This window comes from Acinetobacter sp. TSRC1-2 (genome assembly GCF_049895885.1).
GTDB lineage: Bacteria > Pseudomonadota > Gammaproteobacteria > Pseudomonadales > Moraxellaceae > Acinetobacter.
The window spans coordinates 36,794-58,709 of the sequence record NZ_JAFCTF010000006.1 but is presented as its reverse complement, the minus strand read 5'-3'; the positions used below and the strand labels follow the sequence as shown (position 1 = coordinate 58,709).

Here is a 21,916-nt window from a genome sequence, read left to right as displayed (position 1 = left end):
AAAAAAACAACCTTATGAACTATTCGGTGTTTTTTATAAAAAATGAGAAAAATTAAATTTATTCCTAGGGAGCCTTAAAAAAACCGTACATATCCTAGAGTGGTTTTCATCCAGTCTTTATGGTCTTGTTGCTGGTATTGCCAATCTAAGCGAATTGCATTTTGAGGATTCAATACATATTGTAGATGCGTATTTAGCCGCAATTGCCATTGCTGTGAGTCTTGCCAATACGGGAATTCCACTTGAATTAAAGAATTAACTTTATCTGACCAAAGATTCTGACAGCCGATGGTTGGTCCCATCCCAACGCGCCAGCCATCATCCAATGCCTTACCTGCTTGAATATGATTTTGCAACTGTGCATAACACAAATGCTCCCGTGCTTGATCGGCATAACTATAGCCCATCTGGACTTTTAAATTGGCGACGCCGTGCTGTTCACGTTCACTAAATTGACCATCCGTATTCAAAGCTTCCTGTTTCCAGCCGAGATTAAAGCCCCAAGACAACGGTATATTAAATGGATTCATCGGGTTATAGGAATTGACCGTCATCAGATCAAGTTGCTCCAATTTCAGTTCATCTTCACGGTACTGTATTACCCCATTGAGAAATAAAAGCTGGGTACCGGTACGTAGGCCAGCTTGTGGATCAATCAAATCATGATAAGCCTGACGATGTCCAAGCTCGATAAATTTTTCACCCTGCACCTCACCCACATTTACTGAAAAAAGACGTGCATTATGGCTCTGGGTCGGATCCGTTTTTGGACGCTCGGGCGGTTTACGCTGCTTTTCTGTATCGAGCTGACTTCTTAAACTCAATAATTGACGGAAACGAGGCTGGGCAAAAGACTCAATAATTTTTTTTCTGAGAAAATCCAGATACAAATGATCATAGGCCATTTCCAGAATTTTAGCCTGATCCTGCACCGGAAATTTTTGTAGCATTAAAGGCATTATATCTGTATTTGCATATGCCAGCTGATGCGCCATTTTTGCCAGCGTTTTACCATGCTGTCTAGTCTGAGCCAATAATTGGGTTTCCAGAGCAGGCCGATAAATCTTATCCTTGATTAATCCCTGCTGCTCAACGATTTTCAAAGTTTCTATAGGAATAGCAGCAGAGTTAAACTGTGCCTGCAGATTCAGCTCGGGACGTGCCAGATCAAAAAGCCCGAGCAAGCGGTAAGCACAGTTATCGTTAATAAAATAATAAGGGAAACTGACCTTCTGCATTTCCCACAGATGCTGAACCAGAAACTGCGTTTCTTCCGGGTCTAAATTCAGCTCATACTCCCATAAATCACGGCTTTCAAAGTCGCCATATTCCTTGACTTTACGGTAATAAGGCATCAGGGAATATTCACCGGGGTATTGTCCGGTCAAGCCTTTCCAGGCAAAAGACCAGTTGTCGTTACTGTTTACTGTAGCTGCATAGTTCACCGCATAGGAAATCAGGTTTAACTGCTGCTGATCTTTCGGATCCAGACGCAATAAAGTATGACCAAACATCGAACTGGGATTACCCATGAAATCTGTGGCATAAATCAGGGTGGCTTTATAAGGTTTGACCTGACTGATCCATTGGTCAAATTCGGGGCAACTCACTGCCGGTAATTGCTGTTCAGCCAGGTTCAATTGCTGCATCAGCCAGTGACTTCGTGCCGGAAATTTACAGCGTATAGATTGATTCGGTTCTGCGGCTATGAATAAGGCCTGTATATTCTGCTGCATTTCCTTTTTAAGGTCGGTTGATCCCTGTTTGTCCAGAAAATAGCCTGCATAGTGAACCTCACTTTTACCCTGGGCATTCGCATACATGAGTCGTTGCCAAGTACGGGTCTGATCCAGATGTTTCGTTTCAGCCCGATCTAAATAAGTTTGGATTTCCGGGTTTATTTCGGCCGCGTGACTTAAATGAATCAAGCTCAGCCCCAACAGTAAAAAAGCATATTTCATTCAGTAATCTTATTCTCTTCAATTCTTATATTCATAAGAAAACCCTGCCAAGGTGACAGGGTTTTCAGACAGCGGATTAGACGTAGGCTTTTAACACCTCATCCTTCGCCATGACGGTTTGTAAAGAAGTTAATACTTGAAGAGTGTTCTGATTTTTATCGGAATAAATTTCAGAGAAATTTTGCTTGGATACCGCAAAGAAACGTGCTTTATCTTCAGCTTTAATATTGAGTAATTCAGCCAGTACATTCAGGCTTTCACCCTCACCTACCGACATGTCACGTGCGAGAGTCTCGGCATTTTCGTTGGTGAAAGTGACCACCTGAGCGGTGACTCTTCCGCCTTGACTACATCCTAAAGTACCGAAAGTAATTCCGATCCATTGGTTAGTAAAAAGAACGTTGGTTGTTCCTGCCAGAAGTTTAGGAATGATGCCGGACTGACCCGCCCATACCTGACTACCAATACCACAACCGACATCGTTATCGGCCATAGCCATACTTGAACCTGTGACCAATACAGCGGCCAGCATTATTTTTTTCAACATGCTTATTCTCCAATTATTCTCATGCAGTCTTTGTTATTACTCTAGTCATGTAATTTAAATTACATAATTAGCAGATTAGCTTGAAGTCAAGTATGGTGCAATGGAAAAAATGTATGCTTTAGCTAAAGATTAACCGCTACTGTTTTAATGATTTTTAAGGGTCCAGCACCCTTCGGAATGACGTTCGCCTAAAATTCTCATCACCAGTACCAGACTGAGCAATAACAGTAAATACCAAGAACCAAGCTTGCCCCACCCCACCATATGCCAGGCATCAACTTGGCTAGGATATAACCAGATTTTATAAAAGGTACTAATATTTTCTGCAATCCAGATAATGAACGCCAAAATCATCAGCACCGGTAACATCGGGAGTTTTATTTGATGCTGTTGTAACTGAAAGCGAATTTTGGTTTTCCAGAAAATAAGCACGCTCCAAGCAAAGAGCAGCAAGCGAATGTCTGGAACAAAAAATTTGCTCATAAAATTAATATACGAGAGTACTGCCAAAGCCATCATATTAGGAAAATCAGGAAGCTTCTCGAATGACACTTGATACAGTCTTAATGAGCGGGCAAAAAAACTACCCACTGCTGAATACATAAATCCAGCAAATAATGGTACGGTCAAAATTTTGAATATTGCAGGTTGGGGATACTGCCATGAAGCAATTTGCGGATGAGTCAGGAAAATTTCCATGACCATCGCCATAATATGAAACAAGGCAATGACTTTGGCTTCTGGCCATGATTCTAGCTTTAAATACAGCAAGCAAACTTGAATAATGAGGGCATAAAACAACAAATAATCGTAACGAAAAAAGCCATAAAATTCTTGGCTTCCCATAAATGCTGTAAATACAAAAGCAACCAGCAGTAAAATCCCAAATAAGGCAGCCGAAGCTGCCTTAAATGAGAATTCAAAACATGATTTAAAAAGACTGATCAAGGTTAAATCCTAAAAATGAGTTTACTCATATTTACTTAAAGATATTTGGCGCTATATTCATGCACAGTATCAATAAATACTTTAGGATTTGCAGGATCGACCCATTGGGTAATACCATGACCTAAGTTGGCGATATAACCGGTTTTTTCACCACCCGCATAAGCATCATCTAGCATGGCTTTGGTGGCTTTTTCAATGGATGCCGGTGTGCCATACAAGGTGGCTGGATCCAGGTTTCCTTGCAAAGCAGCACGACCATTAACAGTTTGGCGTGCCACATTCAACGGCGTAGTCCAGTCCAGACCTAATGCATCTGCACCCGTGGCCAGCATAGGCTCGATCCACTGACCGCCACCTTTGGTAAATAAAATCACCGGTACTTTACGACCTTCATTTTCACGTTTTAAACCTGCAACAATTTTCTGCATGTAGTTCAATGAAAATTCGATGTACTCACGATGTGCTAATGCTCCACCCCAACTGTCAAAAATCTGTATCGCTTGTGCACCAGCATCAATTTGCGCATTTAAATAATCAATGACAGCAATGGCCAGACGGTCAAGCAAGGCATGCAACACTTCAGGTTGGGCATACATCATATGTTTGGTATAACGGAAGTCTTTACTTGAACCCCCTTCAATCATATAGGTTGCAAGCGTCCAAGGACTACCGGAAAAACCAATCAATGGCACTTGGCCGCCTAATGCAGAGCGAATGGTGGTTACAGCATTCATCACATAATCTAGATCAGATTTGGCATTAAAGTTGGGTAGATTCGCCACATCCTGTTCAGTACGAATGGTTTTATGGAACTTCGGACCTTCACCCGCTTCAAAATACAGGCCTAACCCTAAAGCATCCGGCACAGTTAAAATATCTGAAAACAGAATGGCTGCGTCTAAGTCATAACGGCGCAAAGGTTGCAAAGTGACTTCACATGCAAAATCATTATTTTTGCACAAGGAAAGGAAATCACCCGCTTTGGCACGTGTTTCGCGATATTCAGGCAAATAACGCCCGGCTTGACGCATCATCCAAACTGGTGTGATATCTACTGGCTCACGCAATAAGGCACGTAGAAAACGATCGTTTTTTAGAGTCGTCATTACTTTCCCATCTCATTTTTAATCTTCGAACCATCATACCAAAAAGCCCGAAAATTTAGTAACTTCTCTCGCCTTTAAAAAGTAATCATGGGAAATGTAAAATAATTTTTACACAAAACAAATACTGCATCTCCTCATTTTTTCTGCAATACTTGTGTAGTTTTATCAAATTGTTAATGAATAATTTTTAAGGTTGAATTCCATGTTCGTTCGCACATTACTCGCCATGAGTTTAAGTTGCATTTTTGCGGGTACAGCGTTTGCCGCATCTACTGCTGAACAGCCTTTAAATCCCAAAAAGATTGCTGATACTGCGGTTCAAGACCCTATTGACCCTCTTGCAACTGAAGCAGCCTCAAGCGCTCAAAGCACTGAAACCCATATTACACAACAAGAACAGCAAGACTTGAATAAGGCTTCGAAAACCTTACAAGATCTTCAAAAATCTGAAGATGATACTGCTGCAATCGGTACTGCGCCTACGACAAAAACATCGAGTGTGACCACCAGTTCTAATGCTGCAGCCAAAGCATCATGGACATTAGATGGCCTGAACAGTGCCGAATGGTATGAAAATATTGGTAAAGGTCAGTTCCCGGTTTATGCCCGTGCCCATGTCATGTTAAATAATTCCCATGCTTCACCAGGTGCAATTGATGGCTCAAGTGGTAAAAACACCCTGAAAGCGATTGCGTCATTCCAGCAAATAAGTGGCATTAAACCAACAGGGACCTTAACTCAAGAAACCTGGAATGCCTTACTTGCCAAACAGGGTTCTAAACCTGCATTTATTGAATACACCATTACCGATGCTGACTTAAAAGGTCCTTATGCCGCATCTATTCCTCACGATTATGCGTTACAGGCAAAAATGAAAGGTCTGTATTACACTCGTGTAACTGAAATGTTGAGTGAAAAGTTCCACATGGATGAAGACTTTTTGAAAAAGTTAAATCCGAAAACAACTTTCAAGAAAGCGGGCGAGAAAATCATTGTCGCAAATATCCGTAACGAAGTCCCAGAAGATATTCATCTGATCGTTGCGCATAAAGGTGCCAAACAGCTGTACTTATTTAACAGCCGCAATCAAATGATTGGTTCATTCCCGGCGACCATTGGTAGTTCAGATACTCCTTCTCCGACCGGTACTTATAAAGTCACTGGCGTAGCACCAAATCCTTGGTATAGTTATTCACCAAGCAATTTTGTGCAAGGTAAGAATACTAAACCGCTTTCACTACCACCGGGTCCAAATGGTCCGGTTGGAAATATCTGGATTGGTTTAAGTAAAAAATCATTTGGTATTCACGGTACACCAAACCCATCTGCAATTTCTAAAACTGCATCGCATGGTTGTATCCGTTTAACCAACTGGGATGCGAATGACTTAGGTAAAAAAGTGAAATCTGGCGTAACTGTTAAATTCCTAGAATAATCAAAATATTGATTATTTCAAAGCCTGCATTTATGCGGGCTTTTTTTTACAAAAAATAAAATGCCATTTATCTTAAAACTGCTCATAATGTGATCTAATTTACATATTCTGAATATTAACAATAAAAAACAGCCGTTGCATAAATAGAATGATATGTCGCTTTTATACTATTTTTATCACTTTTATAGCTCGGTATTATCATTCAAATTTCAAATAATAAGGAGCATCAAAGATGAATGCTTTTTTGCATCATGCTGAAAATCGAGGTCATGTTAATGCCGGTTGGTTAGACACCAAGCATAGTTTTTCTTTTGGTAGCTGGTATGACCCCAAATACATGGGCGTCAGTGTACTTCGCGTCATTAATGATGACACCATCGCTGCTCATAATGGTTTTGGTACACACCCCCATGAAAATATGGAAATTTTAACCTGTGTACTTGATGGTACGATTTCGCATAAAGATAGCATGGGTAATGAACGTCATATTACTGCGGGTGAATGGCAGCTTATGAGCGCAGGTACAGGGGTTCAACATAGCGAAATGAACAATGGCGATACTCCGGTGCATATGTTGCAAATCTGGATTCACCCTGATGTACAAGATGCAGAACCCAATTATCAGCAAATTCAGTGTAATCCGCATGAGCAACCGAATCAGTGGCACTTAATTGCTGGACCGAGTGATAATGCGCTTATGCATATTCGTCAACAAGCTGAAGTAAAAACTGCGGTCTTGAAAAAAGATCATCGGCTTCCTGTTGAAGCGACACAGCAAGTCAATTATGTGCATGTCATTTCAGGGGCAATCCAGATTGAAGATCAAATTGTGAAAGTTGGCGATGCGCTACTTTTTGCAGAAAACAATGAAATTAAAGCTTTAGAAGATAGTCAATTTATCTGGTTTGATTTACCCAAGGCGAAAAATTAACGCTGTATATTGATAACTCCCTACTTGAGAGGACTATTGCCCAATAGTCATCTCGATTAGATTAAAAAAGGTGAATATCAAAAAAATGTATTTAACAGCTTATTCACTCTAATTATCTTTGTATCTTGTTGCATCCATATCTGCAAAAAATAAAAATTAAACCAATAACCATCATATTTTTACCTAAAAAAACTGCCTGTTAGAGGAATATAAATCTGGCCTATTTTGAAATAAAGAGATAGAACATAGCTTTAATCAGTAAGGCTATGATGGTGGATCTATTGCAAATGGTGAAATAAATCTATAAACCTTAAATTATTTTTTAATAATCAGAAGAGAAAATCTACATGGATCAGATTTTGAATGTTCAAACCACCCAGCAACAGGCTCTGCTTTTTTTATTAGATTTTTTAAAACAAAAGAATTACCACTTTACTACGATAACCCCTCTTTCCCATCAACGTATTTTGAACCGAAACAAGAACACAAAAAACAAAAATATGACTCTCCGCGATATATTCGGCTGGAATTTAGCATTCACAGAAACCTCTCTGGAATCCTCCCTTTTTACAATTCTAAAAGAAAATCAGCTTATCCGTTTCCACGATGGTCAGTGGTTCAGTCATGTACGAGTAGCTTCTTTAGGTGATGAATTATTTATTCATTCTGGTTTTCCCACCGTTGAACATGACGCGGTTTTTTTTGGACCAGATACTTATCGCTTTGTTTATCATTTAAAACAATATTTGGCGGACAAACCTCAGTCATTCAAACGAGGTTTAGAATTGTGCTGCGGTACTTCGGCGGCTGCCATTAGTATGGCCAAAAATTTTCCTGATTTTAATAAAATTACGGTGGCGGATCTTAATCCGAAAGCATTGTCATATAGCCAAATCAATGCAAGTTTTGCAGATTTAAATAACATCACCCCAGTCTACAGCAATTTATTTAAGAATCTTGAAGGACAGTTTGACCTTATTTTTGCCAATCCCCCTTATTTAATTGATGCAGATCAGCGGCAATATCGTCACGGTGGTAATGAGCTAGATGGCAATGAATTATCATTTAAAATATTGCAAGAAGGCATTGAGCGACTGAATCCACAAGGGTGTTTATTTTTATATACTGGGATAGCAATCCGGCCAGACAGTAACCCTTTTTTAGAACAGCTTGAAAAGTTGATGCTATCTAAATCAAACATAAACTGGTGTTATGAAGAAATTGATCCCGATGTTTTTGGCGAAGAATTAGAGCAGCCTGCTTATCAACATATAGAACGAATTGCTTTGGTTTTGGTTAAATTGGAATTGATGCATTAAGAATAGCTGTGTTATCCACATATTCAAAATTATCCTCAGAAAAAATAAATAATTTATTTAATTTTTTTCCATTAGTTTTGTCCGGTTCTTTTTTATTTATCGTGTCCATTTTTATATAGCTAATTTTATATAGCTAAAATTACAGACATTAAAAAAGCCCTTGTAATAACAAGGGCTTATTTAGATATTTGGCGGAAGCGGTGAGATTCGAACTCACGGAGGACTCACACCCTCGTCGGTTTTCAAGACCGGTGCATTAAACCGCTCTGCCACGCTTCCATGTGCGCCATAATACGGATCTTTTTAAAAGCTGACAAGTAAAAATTACAACTAAACCATTCAAATGAATATTGTTTCGCCAAATTAACTTAAAAAATCATAATTTGGCTGCTAATTCAGCACCCTCGCGGATTGCACGCTTTGCATCAAGCTCTGCCGCCAGTTTGGCACCGCCAATAATATGATAATTCGCCAAGGTAAATTCATCGTCATTAGGCATAATGTCTTTTACCGACTCTTGCCCTGCACACACCACAATGGTATCGACACGTAACAGTTGGTCATAGCCGTTAGTTTCAATCCATAAGCCTTCATTGGTAATGGATTTATATTGCACACCACGTAGCATCTTCACTGCATGCTTTTTCAATTGCGCACGATGTACCCAGCCTGAAGTCTTGCCTAAACCAATACCCAGCGGTGTCATTTTACGTTGCAATAAATAGATCTCGCGTACAGGTTGATCCACTTCAGCCGCTTTCATGCCACCTTCAGAAATATAGTTTGGATTTGGATCAATGCCCCACTCACGCTGCCAGTCTGCCAACGGTTGCGGCTGAGGCTGATGTTCCGGTTTTAATAAAAATTCCGACACGTCAAAACCAATCCCACCTGCACCAATTACTGCAACTCTATGACCAACTGGTGCGCCACGCAACACTTCTGCGTAAGACAAGACTTGAGGTGCCTCACTGCCCTCAATTTTTAAACTACGAGGTACAACACCTGTTGCAACGATGACTTCATCAAAGCCTTCACGTTCAAGCTGTTCACGGTTCACTTTGGTATTTAATCGAAGCTCTACCCCTGTTTTTTTAATTTGAACTTTAAAATAACGAATGGTTTCGTGAAATTCTTCTTTACCCGGTACCACTTTAGCTAAATTAAATTGCCCACCTACATCTGTTGCAGCTTCAAACAAGGTAACTTTATGACCGCGACTTGCCGCTACTGTTGCAGCAGACATTCCTGCCACACCACCACCGATAACAGCGATCTTTTTAGGTTTTTTGGTTTTTAAATAAACCAGTTCAGTTTCATATGCAGCACGCGGATTCACCAAGCAGGTTGCCCGTTTATTTTTAAAAGTATGATCTAAACAGGCCTGGTTACAGGCAATACAGGTATTAATTTCATCAACACGATTGGTCGCTGTTTTATTGACCCAGAAAGCATCTGCCAAGAGGGGGCGTGCCATCTGCACCATATCTGCTTTTCCAGCCGCTAAAATAGCTTCGGCAGTTTCAGGCATGTTAATACGGTTGGATGCAATCACTGGAATAGCAACATGCTTTTTCACTTCTGCCGTGTAGTCTGCAAATGCAGCACGCGGTACTGACGTCACAATGGTGGGAATACGTGCCTCATGCCAGCCGATACCGGTATTCAGCAAGGTTACCCCTGCTTTTTCCAGAGCTTGGGCAACCGCAATCACTTCCTGCATGGTATTGCCGTCATGCACCAGATCCAGCATGGACAAACGGAAACAGATAATAAAGTTTTCACCAATTTTTTCACGTATGGCTTTGACAATTTCCACTGCAAAACGCATGCGGTTTTCAATGTCACCGCCCCAACGGTCATCTCGCATATTGACATGACGACTTAAAAACTGATTCAGCAAATACCCTTCAGAACCCATGATTTCTACACCGTCATAGCCGGCTTTTTTAGCAATGCTGGCAGTATGAGCATAATCCTCAATAGTATCCAGAATCTGCTTTTCACTCATTTGACGCGGTTTAAATGGTGAAATCGGTGACTTGATTGGGCTGGCAGAAACTACAAAAGGCTGGTAACCATAACGGCCGGAATGCAGAATTTGCATCAAAATTTTTGCACCATGCTTATGTACTGCATGGGTCACTAAACGATGCGGTGCCACATCACCCAAGTTGTTCATGGTTCCACCAGCCGGCAGTAACCAGCCTTGACGGTTCGGTGAAATTCCTCCAGTGATAATCAGCCCCACACCGCCTTTTGCACGTTCGCCAAAATATGCCGCCAATTTTGGATAGTTATAAAATCGGTCTTCCAGACCTGTATGCATAGAACCCATCACGACACGGTTTTTTATGGTCGTAAAGCCCAAATGTAGCGGTTTTAAAATATTTGCATAGCGAGTTGTCATGATGAATCCTTAATTTATTGGCTTTGCAACTTGTTGCATACTACTTTACCTATTTTTATTTATTTGTTTATGACATCTTTTCAACATTGTCTGACGAAACAGTCAATTTTCGATAAAAAAGGTGCAGTTGTCAGGTTGCACCAGAGATAGAACTCATCATTATTTTTTATTTTAATTACAATCTTTTAATGACCAGGCTTTAACTCCAACCTTTTAATTTGGAGGTATGGCCAATCCCGACATTAAAACTATTGGTGGGATCCAACTTTTGATAATGATTTTTGAGTGCAGGCTTGGCCACATATAAATGTCCGACATTATGCTCGGCAGGATATTCGGCTCCACGTTGATCCAGTAAATGCCACATTTGATGTTCAATCGCTAAAGGATCAACACCTTTTTTCACAATATAGTCTTGATGGAACACATGACATAAAAAATGACCATAATAAAGTTTATGGATGATCAGCTCATCCATTTCCTTAGGCAAAGTTTCGATCCATTCACGGTCGTTACGGCGTAAAGCAATATCCAAGGCGACAATATCCTCCACTTCACTACGATGGGTATCGCGATAACGAATGGCTGCGCCTGCAACGGCAAAACGATGTAAAAAGGCTTTACGGCCTTCCTCTTCATTACAGAGGAAATAATTTCCAGTGGTGTGAGATAAAAAATACTGTTTTAAACATTGCTGAACCTGTGCTACATCCTGATTTTCGATGCGCAACACCAAATGATGCTCATACAAATCACGAAATTCATTCATGCGTTTCGGCAAATGCGACGGCAAAAATTTGCTCACCATTTGCAAGACTTTATCTGACAGCCCTTTCATGCCGATTTTTTCCAAGTATCCATCGACTTTATCTTTCATGGCAAAAGCAGCCGGTACTTTGGCAGTCCCGAATTTCTCGATAAACATGAAAGTATCTTTACCATATTCGGCACCAATATCATAAGCGATCCGGTGAATATACTCTCCTGCAATCGGCAGGCGTGGTAAATCGGTAAGTAGAAAACGGCGAATTGCGGTTAGATCCTCTTGGGTATTGGTGCCGACATAAAACACCTGACTGGGAATTTTTTCAAAAGTGTCCAGACGTACCGCAAAAACACAAACTTTTCCTGCTGAACCGGATACTTCATACAAACGTGATGGATCTGCATTAAATCGTGCTGGGGTATTTTCATCGACCTGAGTGACATCATGTGCATAATGCTGATCTGAGGCACAACAATTGGAATCATCTTGAATGTCATTCATCTGATATTGCTGATTTTCTAATCTTGATAAAACTTCTTCGGGTGTTGAACCTAAATTGATTCCCAAATGATTGACCAATTCGAGCTGTCCAGAATCATTTACGCGTGCATATAGTGCCAGTTCCGTATAGGCAGGACCACGACGAACCAATGCTCCACCCGAATTATTACAGACTCCGCCTAAAACTGATGCGCCAATACAGGATGAACCAATGACAGAATGTGGTTCACGATTAAACGGTGACAGCTGCTTTTCTAATGTATCTAATGTTGCCCCAGGTAGACAAACCACTTGTTTCCCGTCATTAATGACTTGAATGCCAACTAAGCGCCGGGTGTTGATGAGAATTACAGGACGATCATAATCATTGCCAAAAGGCGTTGAACCTCCAGTGAGTCCAGTATTGGCTGCCTGCATAATCACGATACAGTCTGCATTCACCGCAGCCTGCAACAATTGCCACTGTTCCAGCAATGAACCCGGTATGACCACGGCCAAGACTTGGCCGGAACCGTAACGACGACCTTGACGATATAAACGAGTGTCATTGTCACCGGTCAATACATGTTGCCTACCGACAATATTGATGAGGTTTTGAATGGTTTGCTGTGTATCTGATTGGGATTGCATATTCCATATCCTGTTTACGAATCCTTATTCAACATCAATTAACAAGGCATTCATTACGACGGAGTCTTTTCAATATTATTTATACTTCTGGATAAACCTTCGGTTCGACCTACTTTTCTTTCGGGAAAAGTAGGCAAAACCATTGTCATCCGCAAAACTCGGCAAAGACCACCTTTTCAATACATTCTTCGCAGAAACATTATTTTTAATAATGTAGTCCTGCCTCAAACAATTGCAGATGACACTTTCGTGTATCAAACTTAGCGATTAAGTTTATATTCCATATTCATTCAGAATATAAATCACCCAACCAACTCTCGATCCAGTTTCACCAAACAATCCGAAGTAATATCTGCAATGGTCTTCGCACCGGTTAAAGTCATCGCTACACGCATTTCTTTGTCGATTAAATCCAGTAGATTAGAAACACCGGCTCCGCCTGCTGCACCTAAAGCATAAATAAAGGCACGACCGAGCATGCAAGTATCTGCACCCAAAGCCAGCATACGCACCACATCTAAACCATTACGGATACCGGAATCGGCCAAAATTTTAATCTCGCCTTTGACTGCATCGGCAATCGGCGGTAGAGCACGTGCACTGGATAAAACACCATCGAGCTGACGTCCCCCATGATTCGACACCACAATCCCATCGGCACCAAAACGTACCGCATCCTTGGCATCTTCTGGGTCCAGAACACCCTTGATGACCATAGGGCCATCCCAATACTCCCGAATCCATTCCAGGTCTTTCCAGGAAATAGACGGATCAAAATTATTGCCTAACCAGCCTATATAATCTTCAAGTCCTGTCGGTTTGCCCAAGTATTTTGAAATATTGCCCAAGTCATGCGGACGGCCATGCAATCCCACATCCCATGCCCATTGTGGATGCAATACCGATTGTAAATAACGGCGCATGGCGGCATTGGCGCCACTCATTCCGGAATGGGCATCGCGGTAGCGCGCGCCTGGAACGGGCATATCTACCGTAAAGATTAAAGTTGAGCAACCCGCCGCTTTGGCACGCTCTAAGGCATTTTTCATAAAACCGCGGTCACGTAGCACATACAGCTGAAACCACATTGGGCGCTGGATGGCTGGTGCCACTTCTTCAATCGGACAAACTGAAACTGTCGATAAAGTAAAAGGAATTCCTTTTTTATCTGCTGCGACCGCCGCCTGCACTTCGCCGCGACGTGCGTACATCCCGGTCAATCCGACCGGCGATAAAGCGACAGGCATCGACAAGGTTTCATTAAACAATCTGGTTTCCAGACTTAAAGAAGACATATCGTTCAGAACACGCTGCCTTAAGGCAATTTTGGATAAGTCTTCTACATTACGCTTGAGTGTATATTCCGCATATGCACCCCCATCAATATAATGAAACAAGAAGGGTGGCAAGCGACGCCTAGCGGCTTCACGGTAATCATTAGCAGAAGAAATAATCATGGTTAAATCCTATTTAATCGACTCGCACGCTGACGACGGGCATCTTCCTCATCAATCGAGCGTACTTGTTGAATAACAAACTCAATATGTCCACATACTGCCTGTCTGGCAGCTTCTGGATCTCGACGTTCAATCGCATCTATCACTTGTTGATGCTGTAAATGCAACTGATCAAAACGATGGGGTTCGGAATACACTTTTCGGCGCCCCAGCACCACGTTGAATTGCAACAAATCAAATAAGCCACGCATCATCTGGATCAGCACCAAATTATGCGAAGCTTCGGCAATGGCAAGATGAAATCTGGCATCGGCCTGTGCTGCCTGATCATCATCACCGATGGCTTGAAAATGGCTAATTTGTGCATAGCAATCACGAATATTTTGCAGGTCTTCTGGTGTTGCACGCTCTGCGGCATACCACGCTGTCCCGCCTTCCAAAATAGTTCGTGCTTCTTGCACATCAAAGCGGTAAGCAGGATCTTGATCAATTAAATCACTTAAAGGCTGCACAATCTGATGTTGTGACCAATTGGTCGGCAATTGCTGCAAAAAAGTGCCTGCTCCCACTTTACTCAGCAACATTCCGCGACTGGTCAGTTGCTGAATAGCTTCGCGTAAAGAGGAACGAGATACACCCAGTTGTTCACATAATCTTCGTTCAGCAGGCAAACGGTCTCCAACTTTCATATTGTTTTGCTCAATCAATATGCGCAGGCTTTGTACTACTTTGTCGGAAACTTTCATTTGCTGACCTCAATTGCGTGTTATGGAATCATCCACGGGAATACATAAGCTTGTAAGCTAATAATAATACCCATCATGATGGTAAAGACGATACTGTGTTTAACCGTAAAACGGAACAGATCAGATTCTTTACCTACCAGTCCTACCGCGGCACAGGCAATCGCAATGGATTGCGGTGAAATCATTTTTCCGGTGACTCCACCACTGGTATTGGCGGCGACCAGCAGCACTTCCGGCACCCCAATCTGTTGTGCTGTAGTTGCTTGTAATGCTGCAAATAACGCATTCGCCGAAGTATCGGAACCGGTTAGAAATACCCCGATCCAGCCCAAGAATGGCGAGAAGAAAGTAAAGGCTTTGCCGCTATGAGCCAGTGCCAATGCCAGCGTTGCCGACATACCCGAATAATTGGCAATGAAAGCAAAGGCCAAGACCATACCAATGGAATAAATGGGAGTTTTTAATTCATTCAGGGTTTCGCCAAAAGTCACCACTGCTTCTTTTGGCTTCATTTTCAGGAAAATAATGGTAATAAGCGCGGCAATAAAAATGGCTGTTCCCGTCGCAGAGAGCCAGTCAAATTTAAAAATGGCATCGTAATCTTTAACTTGTGGAACCACGGGCGGCATTTTCTGCACCAGTTGATGCAAATACGGCACCTTGATTGAAAAAACCCAATCATGTAAGGCACCGTCTTTGGTGAATAGATCCTTAAAGGGTTTGATGCTCCAAATGGTCACCATCACGGTTAAAATCATGAATGGAGACCACGCTTTGGCAATCTGTGCAAGTGTGTATTTTTTTTGCTGATCGGCTTGTAAGCTCTCATCCACATTGCCATCTGCATTGCTAAAACGGAAGATGTGTTTAGGTTTCCAGAATTTAAGTAAAATCGTCAAGGTCACTAAAGATGCAATGGCTGCAGTAATATCCGGAAGTTCCGGACCAACAAAGTTAGACGTTAAATATTGTGCAATCGCAAAAGAACCACCACCCACAATCACAGCGGGCCAGGTTTCCTTAATACCGCGCCAACCATCCATAATCCCCATAATCCAGAACAACACGATTGGCACCATGAACGGTAACTGACGACCCACCATCTGGCTGATTTCCATGGTATCCACGCCAGACACCTGCCCTGCGACAATAATCGGAATTCCCATTGCACCAAAGGCAACAGGTGCAGTATTTACAATTAAACATAGACCCGCTGCATATAACGGTTTAAAGCCCAAGCCGACCAGCAAGGCCGCAGTAATTGCGACCGGTGCACCAAAGCCTGCCGCACCTTCCAGGAAGGTACCAAAAGCAAAACCTACGAGCAGCATTTGTAAACGCTGATCTTCAGTAATGGATAAAATGGAAGAACGGATAATATTAAATTGTCCGGTTTTTACTGAAATTTTATATAAAAACACTGCCCCAATAATGATCCAGGCAATCGGCCACAAGCCGTAGAAAAAACCATAAATCATGGAGGCAAAAGCCATTGCAACAGGCATCTGATAAGCAAAAAGAGAAACCAACAGTGCTAGAACAACCGTAATGGTTCCCGCCACGCTACCTTTTAACCGGAAAATCGCCAATGCGAGGAAGAAAAAGATAATGGGAATAAGGGCAATCGCGCTGGAAATCCAGATATTGCCCATAGGATCGTAAATCTGTTGCCAAGATTGAAGCATTGTCTTCTCCTTGAAATGCTCACGGCTCTATTAGAATTGGTCTGATTAGTTAAAAGATTAACCTATAATTGGTATGACCAATATTGAGTTAAACAAAAAAATAATTCATATTTCGGTAAATATACTAGTTTTTGTTTAATTAAAGATCAATAGTGGTCTGATTAAAATAATATTGGTCTGACCAATATTATTTAAATTTAAATAATAATTTGCTTTTTTAAAACACTCCTAAAATTACTCAAAAGAATTACTACCTTTGTTTTTATTTAAGTTTTTTGAATAAAGTTTTAATCTTTTTATATTTATGCAACTTTAGTCTAATCCTCTAATTTTCCGCTTCTTACTGTATACTTTTAATACTCAAAATAATCTGTCCCGCCTTTTCATTAAAATTTTCAACTTGGTATGCATTCAGTCAATTCATTAACGGAGAAATCGGCCAGTAATTTATTTTAACGGTTTGAAAGGGGTTGCAATTGAGTAAAGTAAAGTCTGGCTTAACCAAGCTTTTTATCTTTCTGCTCTATCCACCCCCTATTGGGTTGCTAAGCTCAAACGATTTACTTCATTCATTTATGGTTTAATTTATTTAAGTTAATTTACTTTCTGTGGCCTTAAATCACCTGTTGATGATTTTTCACTATACTATCCGCTTAAAAAGTACAGATATTTTTTTTGATTGCTTATTTTTACGAAAAAAATTTCACCTAAAAGTGCTACAATTGAGGCAACTATAGATTCTCCTCGGCTACCAATTATCGTGGTGCCTATTTCATATCGTTAGGACTTACAATGACTGACAATGCAACTATCTTGCAGAATGTACCAGTAGGCAAAAAAGTCGGGATTGCCTTCTCTGGTGGCCTTGATACCTCAGCTGCTTTATTGTGGATGAAACAAAAAGGTGCTGAACCTTATGCTTATACAGCAAATTTGGGTCAGCCAGATGAAGAAGACTACGATGCGATTCCTAAAAAAGCTGAAGCTTATGGCGCAGTAAAAGCTCGTTTGGTTGACTGCCGTTTACAGCTTGCACTTGAAGGTATTGCTGCAATTCAGTGTGGCGCTTTCCACATTAGCACTGGCGGCGTTCCTTATTTCAATACGACCCCCTTGGGCCGTGCAGTAACAGGTACTATGCTTGTTACCGCAATGAAAGAAGACGACGTAAACATCTGGGGTGATGGTTCAACTTATAAGGGTAACGACATTGAACGTTTCTACCGTTATGGTTTGCTCACCAACCCAAACCTTAAAATCTATAAACCTTGGTTAGACCAAACGTTTATTGATGAGTTGGGTGGCCGTGCAGAAATGTCACAGTTCCTGATTGATAACGGTTTTGACTACAAAATGTCAAAAGAAAAAGCCTATTCAACTGACTCAAACATGTTGGGTGCCACGCACGAAGCCAAAGATCTTGAATACCTCAATGCAGGTATCAAAATTGTTGACCCAATCATGGGCGTTGCGTTCTGGAAAGATGATGTTGAGGTTAAACCTGAACTTGTATCTGTGACTTTCGAAGAAGGTATGCCAGTTGCATTGAATGGCCAACGTTTTGACAATCCAGTTGACTTGATTCTTGAAGCGAACCGTATCGGTGGTCGTCATGGTCTAGGCATGTCGGACCAGATCGAAAACCGTATTATTGAAGCAAAATCTCGTGGGATCTATGAAGCACCGGGTATGGCTCTTCTTCATATCACTTATGAACGCCTTGTAACGGGTATTCATAACGAAGATACTATTGAACAATACCGTATCAACGGTTTACGTCTAGGTCGCCTGCTTTACCAAGGTCGTTGGTTCGATTCACAAGCATTAATGCTTCGTGAGACTTCTCAACGTTGGGTCGCTAAAGCAGTAACAGGTACAGTAACTTTAGAACTTCGTCGTGGTAATGACTTTACAATCATGAACACTGAATCTCCTAACCTCACTTATGAAGCAGAGCGTTTGACGATGGAGAAAGGTGATTCTATGTTTACGCCTATGGACCGTATTGGCCAGTTAACTATGCGTAACCTGGACATTACAGATACGCGTGCGAAACTCGGCCTCTATACCAACGCAGGCCTTCTTGCTGTGGGGACAGGTTCTGCAGTACCTCAATTAAAAGACAAAAACAAATAAGTTTGTTTGATGTTAAAAGACCGCCTATTTAGGCGGTTTTTTTATGCTTGAATTTTAAGCCTTTAAGCGATATTTGTCGTACGAATAGATTGATAATAAATTTGGTTTCTTCCAAGTTGTTTAGCCCGATATAAAGCTTGATCGGCAATCTTGAGTAATTCTTCTTTGCTAATCTCATTTTCCCCACGATAAACCGTAATCCCCAAACTAATCGTAATGTAGCTCGACACCAATGATTTAGCATGTGGGATTTCTAAACGCTCGATTGCCTTAAAAATATTCGATGCAACCGCATAGGCACCATGCGCATCTGTTTCAGGTAATAAAACCACAAATTCTTCACCGCCATAGCGCGCAACGAAATCCATATGCCGGATGGCATTTTTAATCGATTTGGCAATTGAAGAGATCACGTCATCACCTTTCTGATGACCATAAAAATCGTTATAGTTTTTAAAGAAATCAACATCAATAAACAAAATAGATAAAGAGGTATGGTCAAGACGAGTTTGCTGATAAAAAACTTCCATCATTTCATCGAAAGTACGGCGATTTGAAATTTTAGTCAGTTCATCGTGCTGACTAAGATGCAGTAATTCTGAATTATGAATGCGGTGAATTTTCTCACTAATTCTGGCACGCATTGAATATAAATAAATCATACGTTCACGTGCAAAGATCATATGACTAATGACATAACCCAGTACACAACTTCCAGTGAGAATGCGCCCCAATACCATCGCATCAAAATTAATATCCAGCCCTAAAAATAGAACAATTGTGAATATTGCTGCCGACACACCTGTCAACAACATATGAAACGGTTTTACTCCAGAAAGAATATAGCCAAGAATATAAATAATACACAATATAGCCATGGCCTGATGCTGAAGCACCACTGTTTCAACTGTCATAGTCAGCCATGACATGGAAACAATGGCCCAAAACTTGATTCCCATCGCTGCATGGGCAAAATATGGACGTATTTTAGGAAAATAAGCAAACCAAAATAGAATCAGCAAACACGCGCCACCATTCGCCAGTCCCAACAGGCATTGCACAAAATCATGGACAAAATATTGCTTGTCGATAATCCAGTAGTCACTTGGAATCATGACCACTACGAAAAGAAAATAGATTAAAACGCCACCCCAGAAATATTTTTCAATATGTTTACGCGCGCGTTCTAAATTTTTAGACCAAAATTCCTGTTCTAGTTTTTTTGGAAAAACTTGTCCTACACGGCGACTTTGCTGCGTAACCAGTTCTTCTACTTTTTCTTTATCGTACTGTAATTTAGCCAGATTATACTTGTATTCCATTTGCAAGCATTATGTAGTTCTTTTTTAGTTACTTAAAAATAACACAATTTTATGATTTATATTTAAATATATATCGCCTTTTGTCTTTAATTGTCGTTACCATTTTCACACTTTATGGATTATCATTTGTTTTATTTGTTCGATTAAAATGACCTTGAATACAATCACTCTTCTCCAGCCAGATGATTGGCATGCTCACCTTCGTGATGGTCTGGCTTTAAAACGTACGGTTCCAGATTTAGCCAGACAGTTTGCGCGCGCAATTTGTATGCCAAACACTGTTCCTCCTGTAAAAACAGTTGAAGAAGCTAATGCTTATCGTGAACGAATTTTGGCCCATGTCCCTGAAGGTATCTCATTTGATCCACGTATGGTGCTTTACTTTACGGACTACACCCAACCTAGCGAAGTTAAAAAGATTAAAGAATCTGAACATGTAAATGCCATCAAGCTCTACCCTGCTGGTGCAACCACAAATTCAGACAATGGCGTAAGCGATATTCGTAAAGTCTATGCTGTAATTGAACAACTTGAAGAGCATCAAGTTCCTTTACTGCTCCATGGTGAAGTCACTCACAACCATGTTGATATTTTTGATCGTGAAAAACGCTTCCTGGATGAAGTGCTTTCACCGCTACTAAAACAGTTCCCTAAGCTTAAACTTGTGCTTGAACACATTACTACCAGTGAAGCTGCGAATTTTGTACTTGAACAAGACCGCAATGTTGCGGCTACAATTACCCCTCAGCATTTATTGTTTAACCGTAATGATATGCTGGTTGGTGGTATAAAACCGCATTTCTATTGTTTGCCGATTTTAAAACGTCAAACCCATCAGCAAACTTTACTTGAAGTGGCGACCAGCTCGAATCCTAAATTTTTCTTGGGTACAGACAGTGCGCCACATTCAAAAAATGCCAAAGAAAATGCATGTGGCTGTGCAGGTTGTTATAGTGCACCAACCGCCATTGAATTATATGCTCAAGCTTTTGACCAAGTAGGTAAAATTGAGCGCCTGGAAGGTTTTGCCAGCCATTTTGGTGCTGACTTCTATGGTCTGCCGCGTAATACCAATACCATTACTTTGGTAAAAGAAGAGCAAGTTATTCCGACAAGTTTAGACTACTTGGATGGTGAAAAAATTATCCCACTATATGCGGGTAATACCATTCAATGGAGAAAAGTGTGACAGATGAAACCCAACCAATAATTGGTCAGCGTTTCCGTGGATTTTTACCTGTTGTTGTCGATGTCGAGACAGCAGGTTTTAACTCACAGACCGATGCCTTATTGGAAATTGCAGCAATCCCCATTATTTATAACGAAGAAGGTCAATTTGTGCCAGGTGAAGCCCATCATGCACATATTAATCCTTTTGAAGGGGCTAATTTAGACCGTCGTTCACTGGATTTTATTGGGGTTGATCCATTTAATCCGATGCGCATGGCGATGGCTGAAGATGAAAAAAGTGCCTTAAAACGTATTTTTAAATCTGTAAATGAAGTTCGTCGCCAGCAGAATTGTACCCATGCCGTTTTAGTCGGTCATAATGCGCATTTTGATTTGGGTTTTGTACAGGCAGCAATTGCGCGTACGGGAACTAAAAATCAAAATCCATTTCACAGTTTTTCTGTGTTCGATACCGTGACTTTAAGTGCAGTCATGTTTGGTCAAACCGTACTGGCAAAATCGTGTATTCATGCTGGAATTGAGTTCGATGGTAAGGAAGCACACTCTGCTTTATACGATACTCAAAAGACTGCTGAACTGTTTTGCTATATTTTGAACAAACTCGCACCTCACCTACTTGACACTCTGGTGGCGGATCAATAAGATACCGCCATCTTCTAAACGTCCCTATCGTCTAGAGGCCTAGGACATCGCCCTTTCACGGCGGTAACCGGGGTTCGAATCCCCGTAGGGACGCCATATATTATTTCTCCTCGCTTTAATTCAATTTCTTAAATGCACTCTATTCTATAGATTTCGCTATATTGCTAAACAATACTACCTATA

The 21,916-nt window shown here is 41.0% G+C and carries 16 protein-coding genes and 2 tRNA genes; 7 read left to right on the top strand and 11 right to left on the bottom strand.

What is annotated here, in order from left to right; all coding sequences use genetic code 11:
* Positions 1-74: 74 nt before the first annotated feature.
* From ACP69Y_RS08065 to hemE, 4 genes are all read right to left on the bottom strand, one after another.
* Positions 75-1,961: a DUF4105 domain-containing protein gene (locus ACP69Y_RS08065; RefSeq protein WP_425917718.1), complete on the bottom strand. Its 1,887-nt coding sequence runs from the start codon at positions 1,959-1,961 to the stop codon at positions 75-77.
* Positions 1,962-2,037: 76 nt separating this feature from the next.
* On the bottom strand, positions 2,038-2,508 hold the full coding sequence (locus ACP69Y_RS08060; RefSeq protein WP_425917716.1) for a DUF3015 family protein: 471 nt from the start codon (positions 2,506-2,508) through the stop codon (positions 2,038-2,040).
* Positions 2,509-2,652: 144 nt separating this feature from the next.
* Positions 2,653-3,453: a DUF817 family protein gene (locus ACP69Y_RS08055; RefSeq protein WP_425917940.1), complete on the bottom strand. Its 801-nt coding sequence runs from the start codon at positions 3,451-3,453 to the stop codon at positions 2,653-2,655.
* A 38-nt stretch (positions 3,454-3,491) separates the two neighbouring features.
* Positions 3,492-4,562, bottom strand: coding sequence for a uroporphyrinogen decarboxylase (hemE, locus tag ACP69Y_RS08050; RefSeq protein WP_425917714.1), 1,071 nt, complete (start codon positions 4,560-4,562; stop codon positions 3,492-3,494).
* A 202-nt stretch (positions 4,563-4,764) separates the two neighbouring features.
* Between hemE and ACP69Y_RS08045 the strand changes: the two genes are divergently transcribed.
* The 3 genes from ACP69Y_RS08045 (at position 4,765) to ACP69Y_RS08035 (ending at position 8,247) form a co-directional block, all read left to right on the top strand.
* Positions 4,765-5,997 (top strand): L,D-transpeptidase family protein, encoded by a 1,233-nt coding sequence (locus ACP69Y_RS08045; protein WP_425917712.1) that lies wholly within the window; start codon positions 4,765-4,767, stop codon positions 5,995-5,997.
* Positions 5,998-6,229: 232 nt separating this feature from the next.
* Complete coding sequence (locus ACP69Y_RS08040; protein WP_425917710.1) at positions 6,230-6,928, top strand: pirin family protein; 699 nt, start codon at positions 6,230-6,232, stop codon at positions 6,926-6,928.
* A gap of 347 nt (positions 6,929-7,275) precedes the next feature.
* On the top strand, positions 7,276-8,247 hold the full coding sequence (locus tag ACP69Y_RS08035; RefSeq protein ID WP_425917708.1) for a methyltransferase: 972 nt from the start codon (positions 7,276-7,278) through the stop codon (positions 8,245-8,247).
* A gap of 189 nt (positions 8,248-8,436) precedes the next feature.
* Here the strand turns inward: ACP69Y_RS08035 and ACP69Y_RS08030 are convergent.
* From ACP69Y_RS08030 to lldP, 6 genes are all read right to left on the bottom strand, one after another.
* Positions 8,437-8,526 (bottom strand) — tRNA-Ser (locus ACP69Y_RS08030).
* Between the two features lie 97 nt (positions 8,527-8,623).
* Positions 8,624-10,657 carry an FAD-dependent oxidoreductase gene (locus ACP69Y_RS08025; RefSeq protein WP_425917706.1) on the bottom strand — a complete coding sequence of 678 codons (2,034 nt, stop codon included), beginning with the start codon at positions 10,655-10,657 and terminating at the stop codon, positions 8,624-8,626.
* 199 nt (positions 10,658-10,856) lie between these two features.
* A complete protein-coding gene (dld, locus tag ACP69Y_RS08020) occupies positions 10,857-12,554 on the bottom strand; it encodes a D-lactate dehydrogenase (protein ID WP_425917704.1) in 1,698 nt (565 codons plus the stop codon).
* A 302-nt stretch (positions 12,555-12,856) separates the two neighbouring features.
* Positions 12,857-14,011 carry an FMN-dependent L-lactate dehydrogenase LldD gene (gene lldD / locus ACP69Y_RS08015; protein WP_425917703.1) on the bottom strand — a complete coding sequence of 385 codons (1,155 nt, stop codon included), beginning with the start codon at positions 14,009-14,011 and terminating at the stop codon, positions 12,857-12,859.
* Between the two features lie 2 nt (positions 14,012-14,013).
* Positions 14,014-14,757, bottom strand: coding sequence for a transcriptional regulator LldR (gene lldR, locus ACP69Y_RS08010; RefSeq protein ID WP_425917701.1), 744 nt, complete (start codon positions 14,755-14,757; stop codon positions 14,014-14,016).
* Between the two features lie 20 nt (positions 14,758-14,777).
* Positions 14,778-16,442 carry an L-lactate permease gene (gene lldP / locus ACP69Y_RS08005; RefSeq protein WP_425917699.1) on the bottom strand — a complete coding sequence of 555 codons (1,665 nt, stop codon included), beginning with the start codon at positions 16,440-16,442 and terminating at the stop codon, positions 14,778-14,780.
* A 792-nt stretch (positions 16,443-17,234) separates the two neighbouring features.
* Here lldP and argG point away from each other — a divergent pair.
* Complete coding sequence (argG, locus tag ACP69Y_RS08000) at positions 17,235-18,578, top strand: argininosuccinate synthase (RefSeq protein ID WP_425917697.1); 1,344 nt, start codon at positions 17,235-17,237, stop codon at positions 18,576-18,578.
* Positions 18,579-18,640: 62 nt separating this feature from the next.
* On the opposite strand, the gene ACP69Y_RS07995 is transcribed toward argG, so the two are convergent.
* Positions 18,641-19,900 carry a GGDEF domain-containing protein gene (locus ACP69Y_RS07995; RefSeq protein WP_425917695.1) on the bottom strand — a complete coding sequence of 420 codons (1,260 nt, stop codon included), beginning with the start codon at positions 19,898-19,900 and terminating at the stop codon, positions 18,641-18,643.
* Positions 19,901-20,054: 154 nt separating this feature from the next.
* Here ACP69Y_RS07995 and pyrC point away from each other — a divergent pair, with 154 nt between their 5' ends.
* From pyrC to ACP69Y_RS07980, 3 genes are all read left to right on the top strand, one after another.
* Entirely contained in the window at positions 20,055-21,089 is a 1,035-nt protein-coding gene (gene pyrC, locus ACP69Y_RS07990; RefSeq protein WP_425917938.1) for a dihydroorotase, read from the top strand.
* A complete protein-coding gene (gene rnt, locus ACP69Y_RS07985) occupies positions 21,074-21,733 on the top strand; it encodes a ribonuclease T (RefSeq protein WP_067724098.1) in 660 nt (219 codons plus the stop codon). Before pyrC ends, rnt begins: the two co-directional genes overlap by 16 nt.
* A gap of 20 nt (positions 21,734-21,753) precedes the next feature.
* A tRNA-Glu gene (locus tag ACP69Y_RS07980) sits at positions 21,754-21,829 on the top strand.
* Positions 21,830-21,916 lie beyond the last annotated feature (87 nt).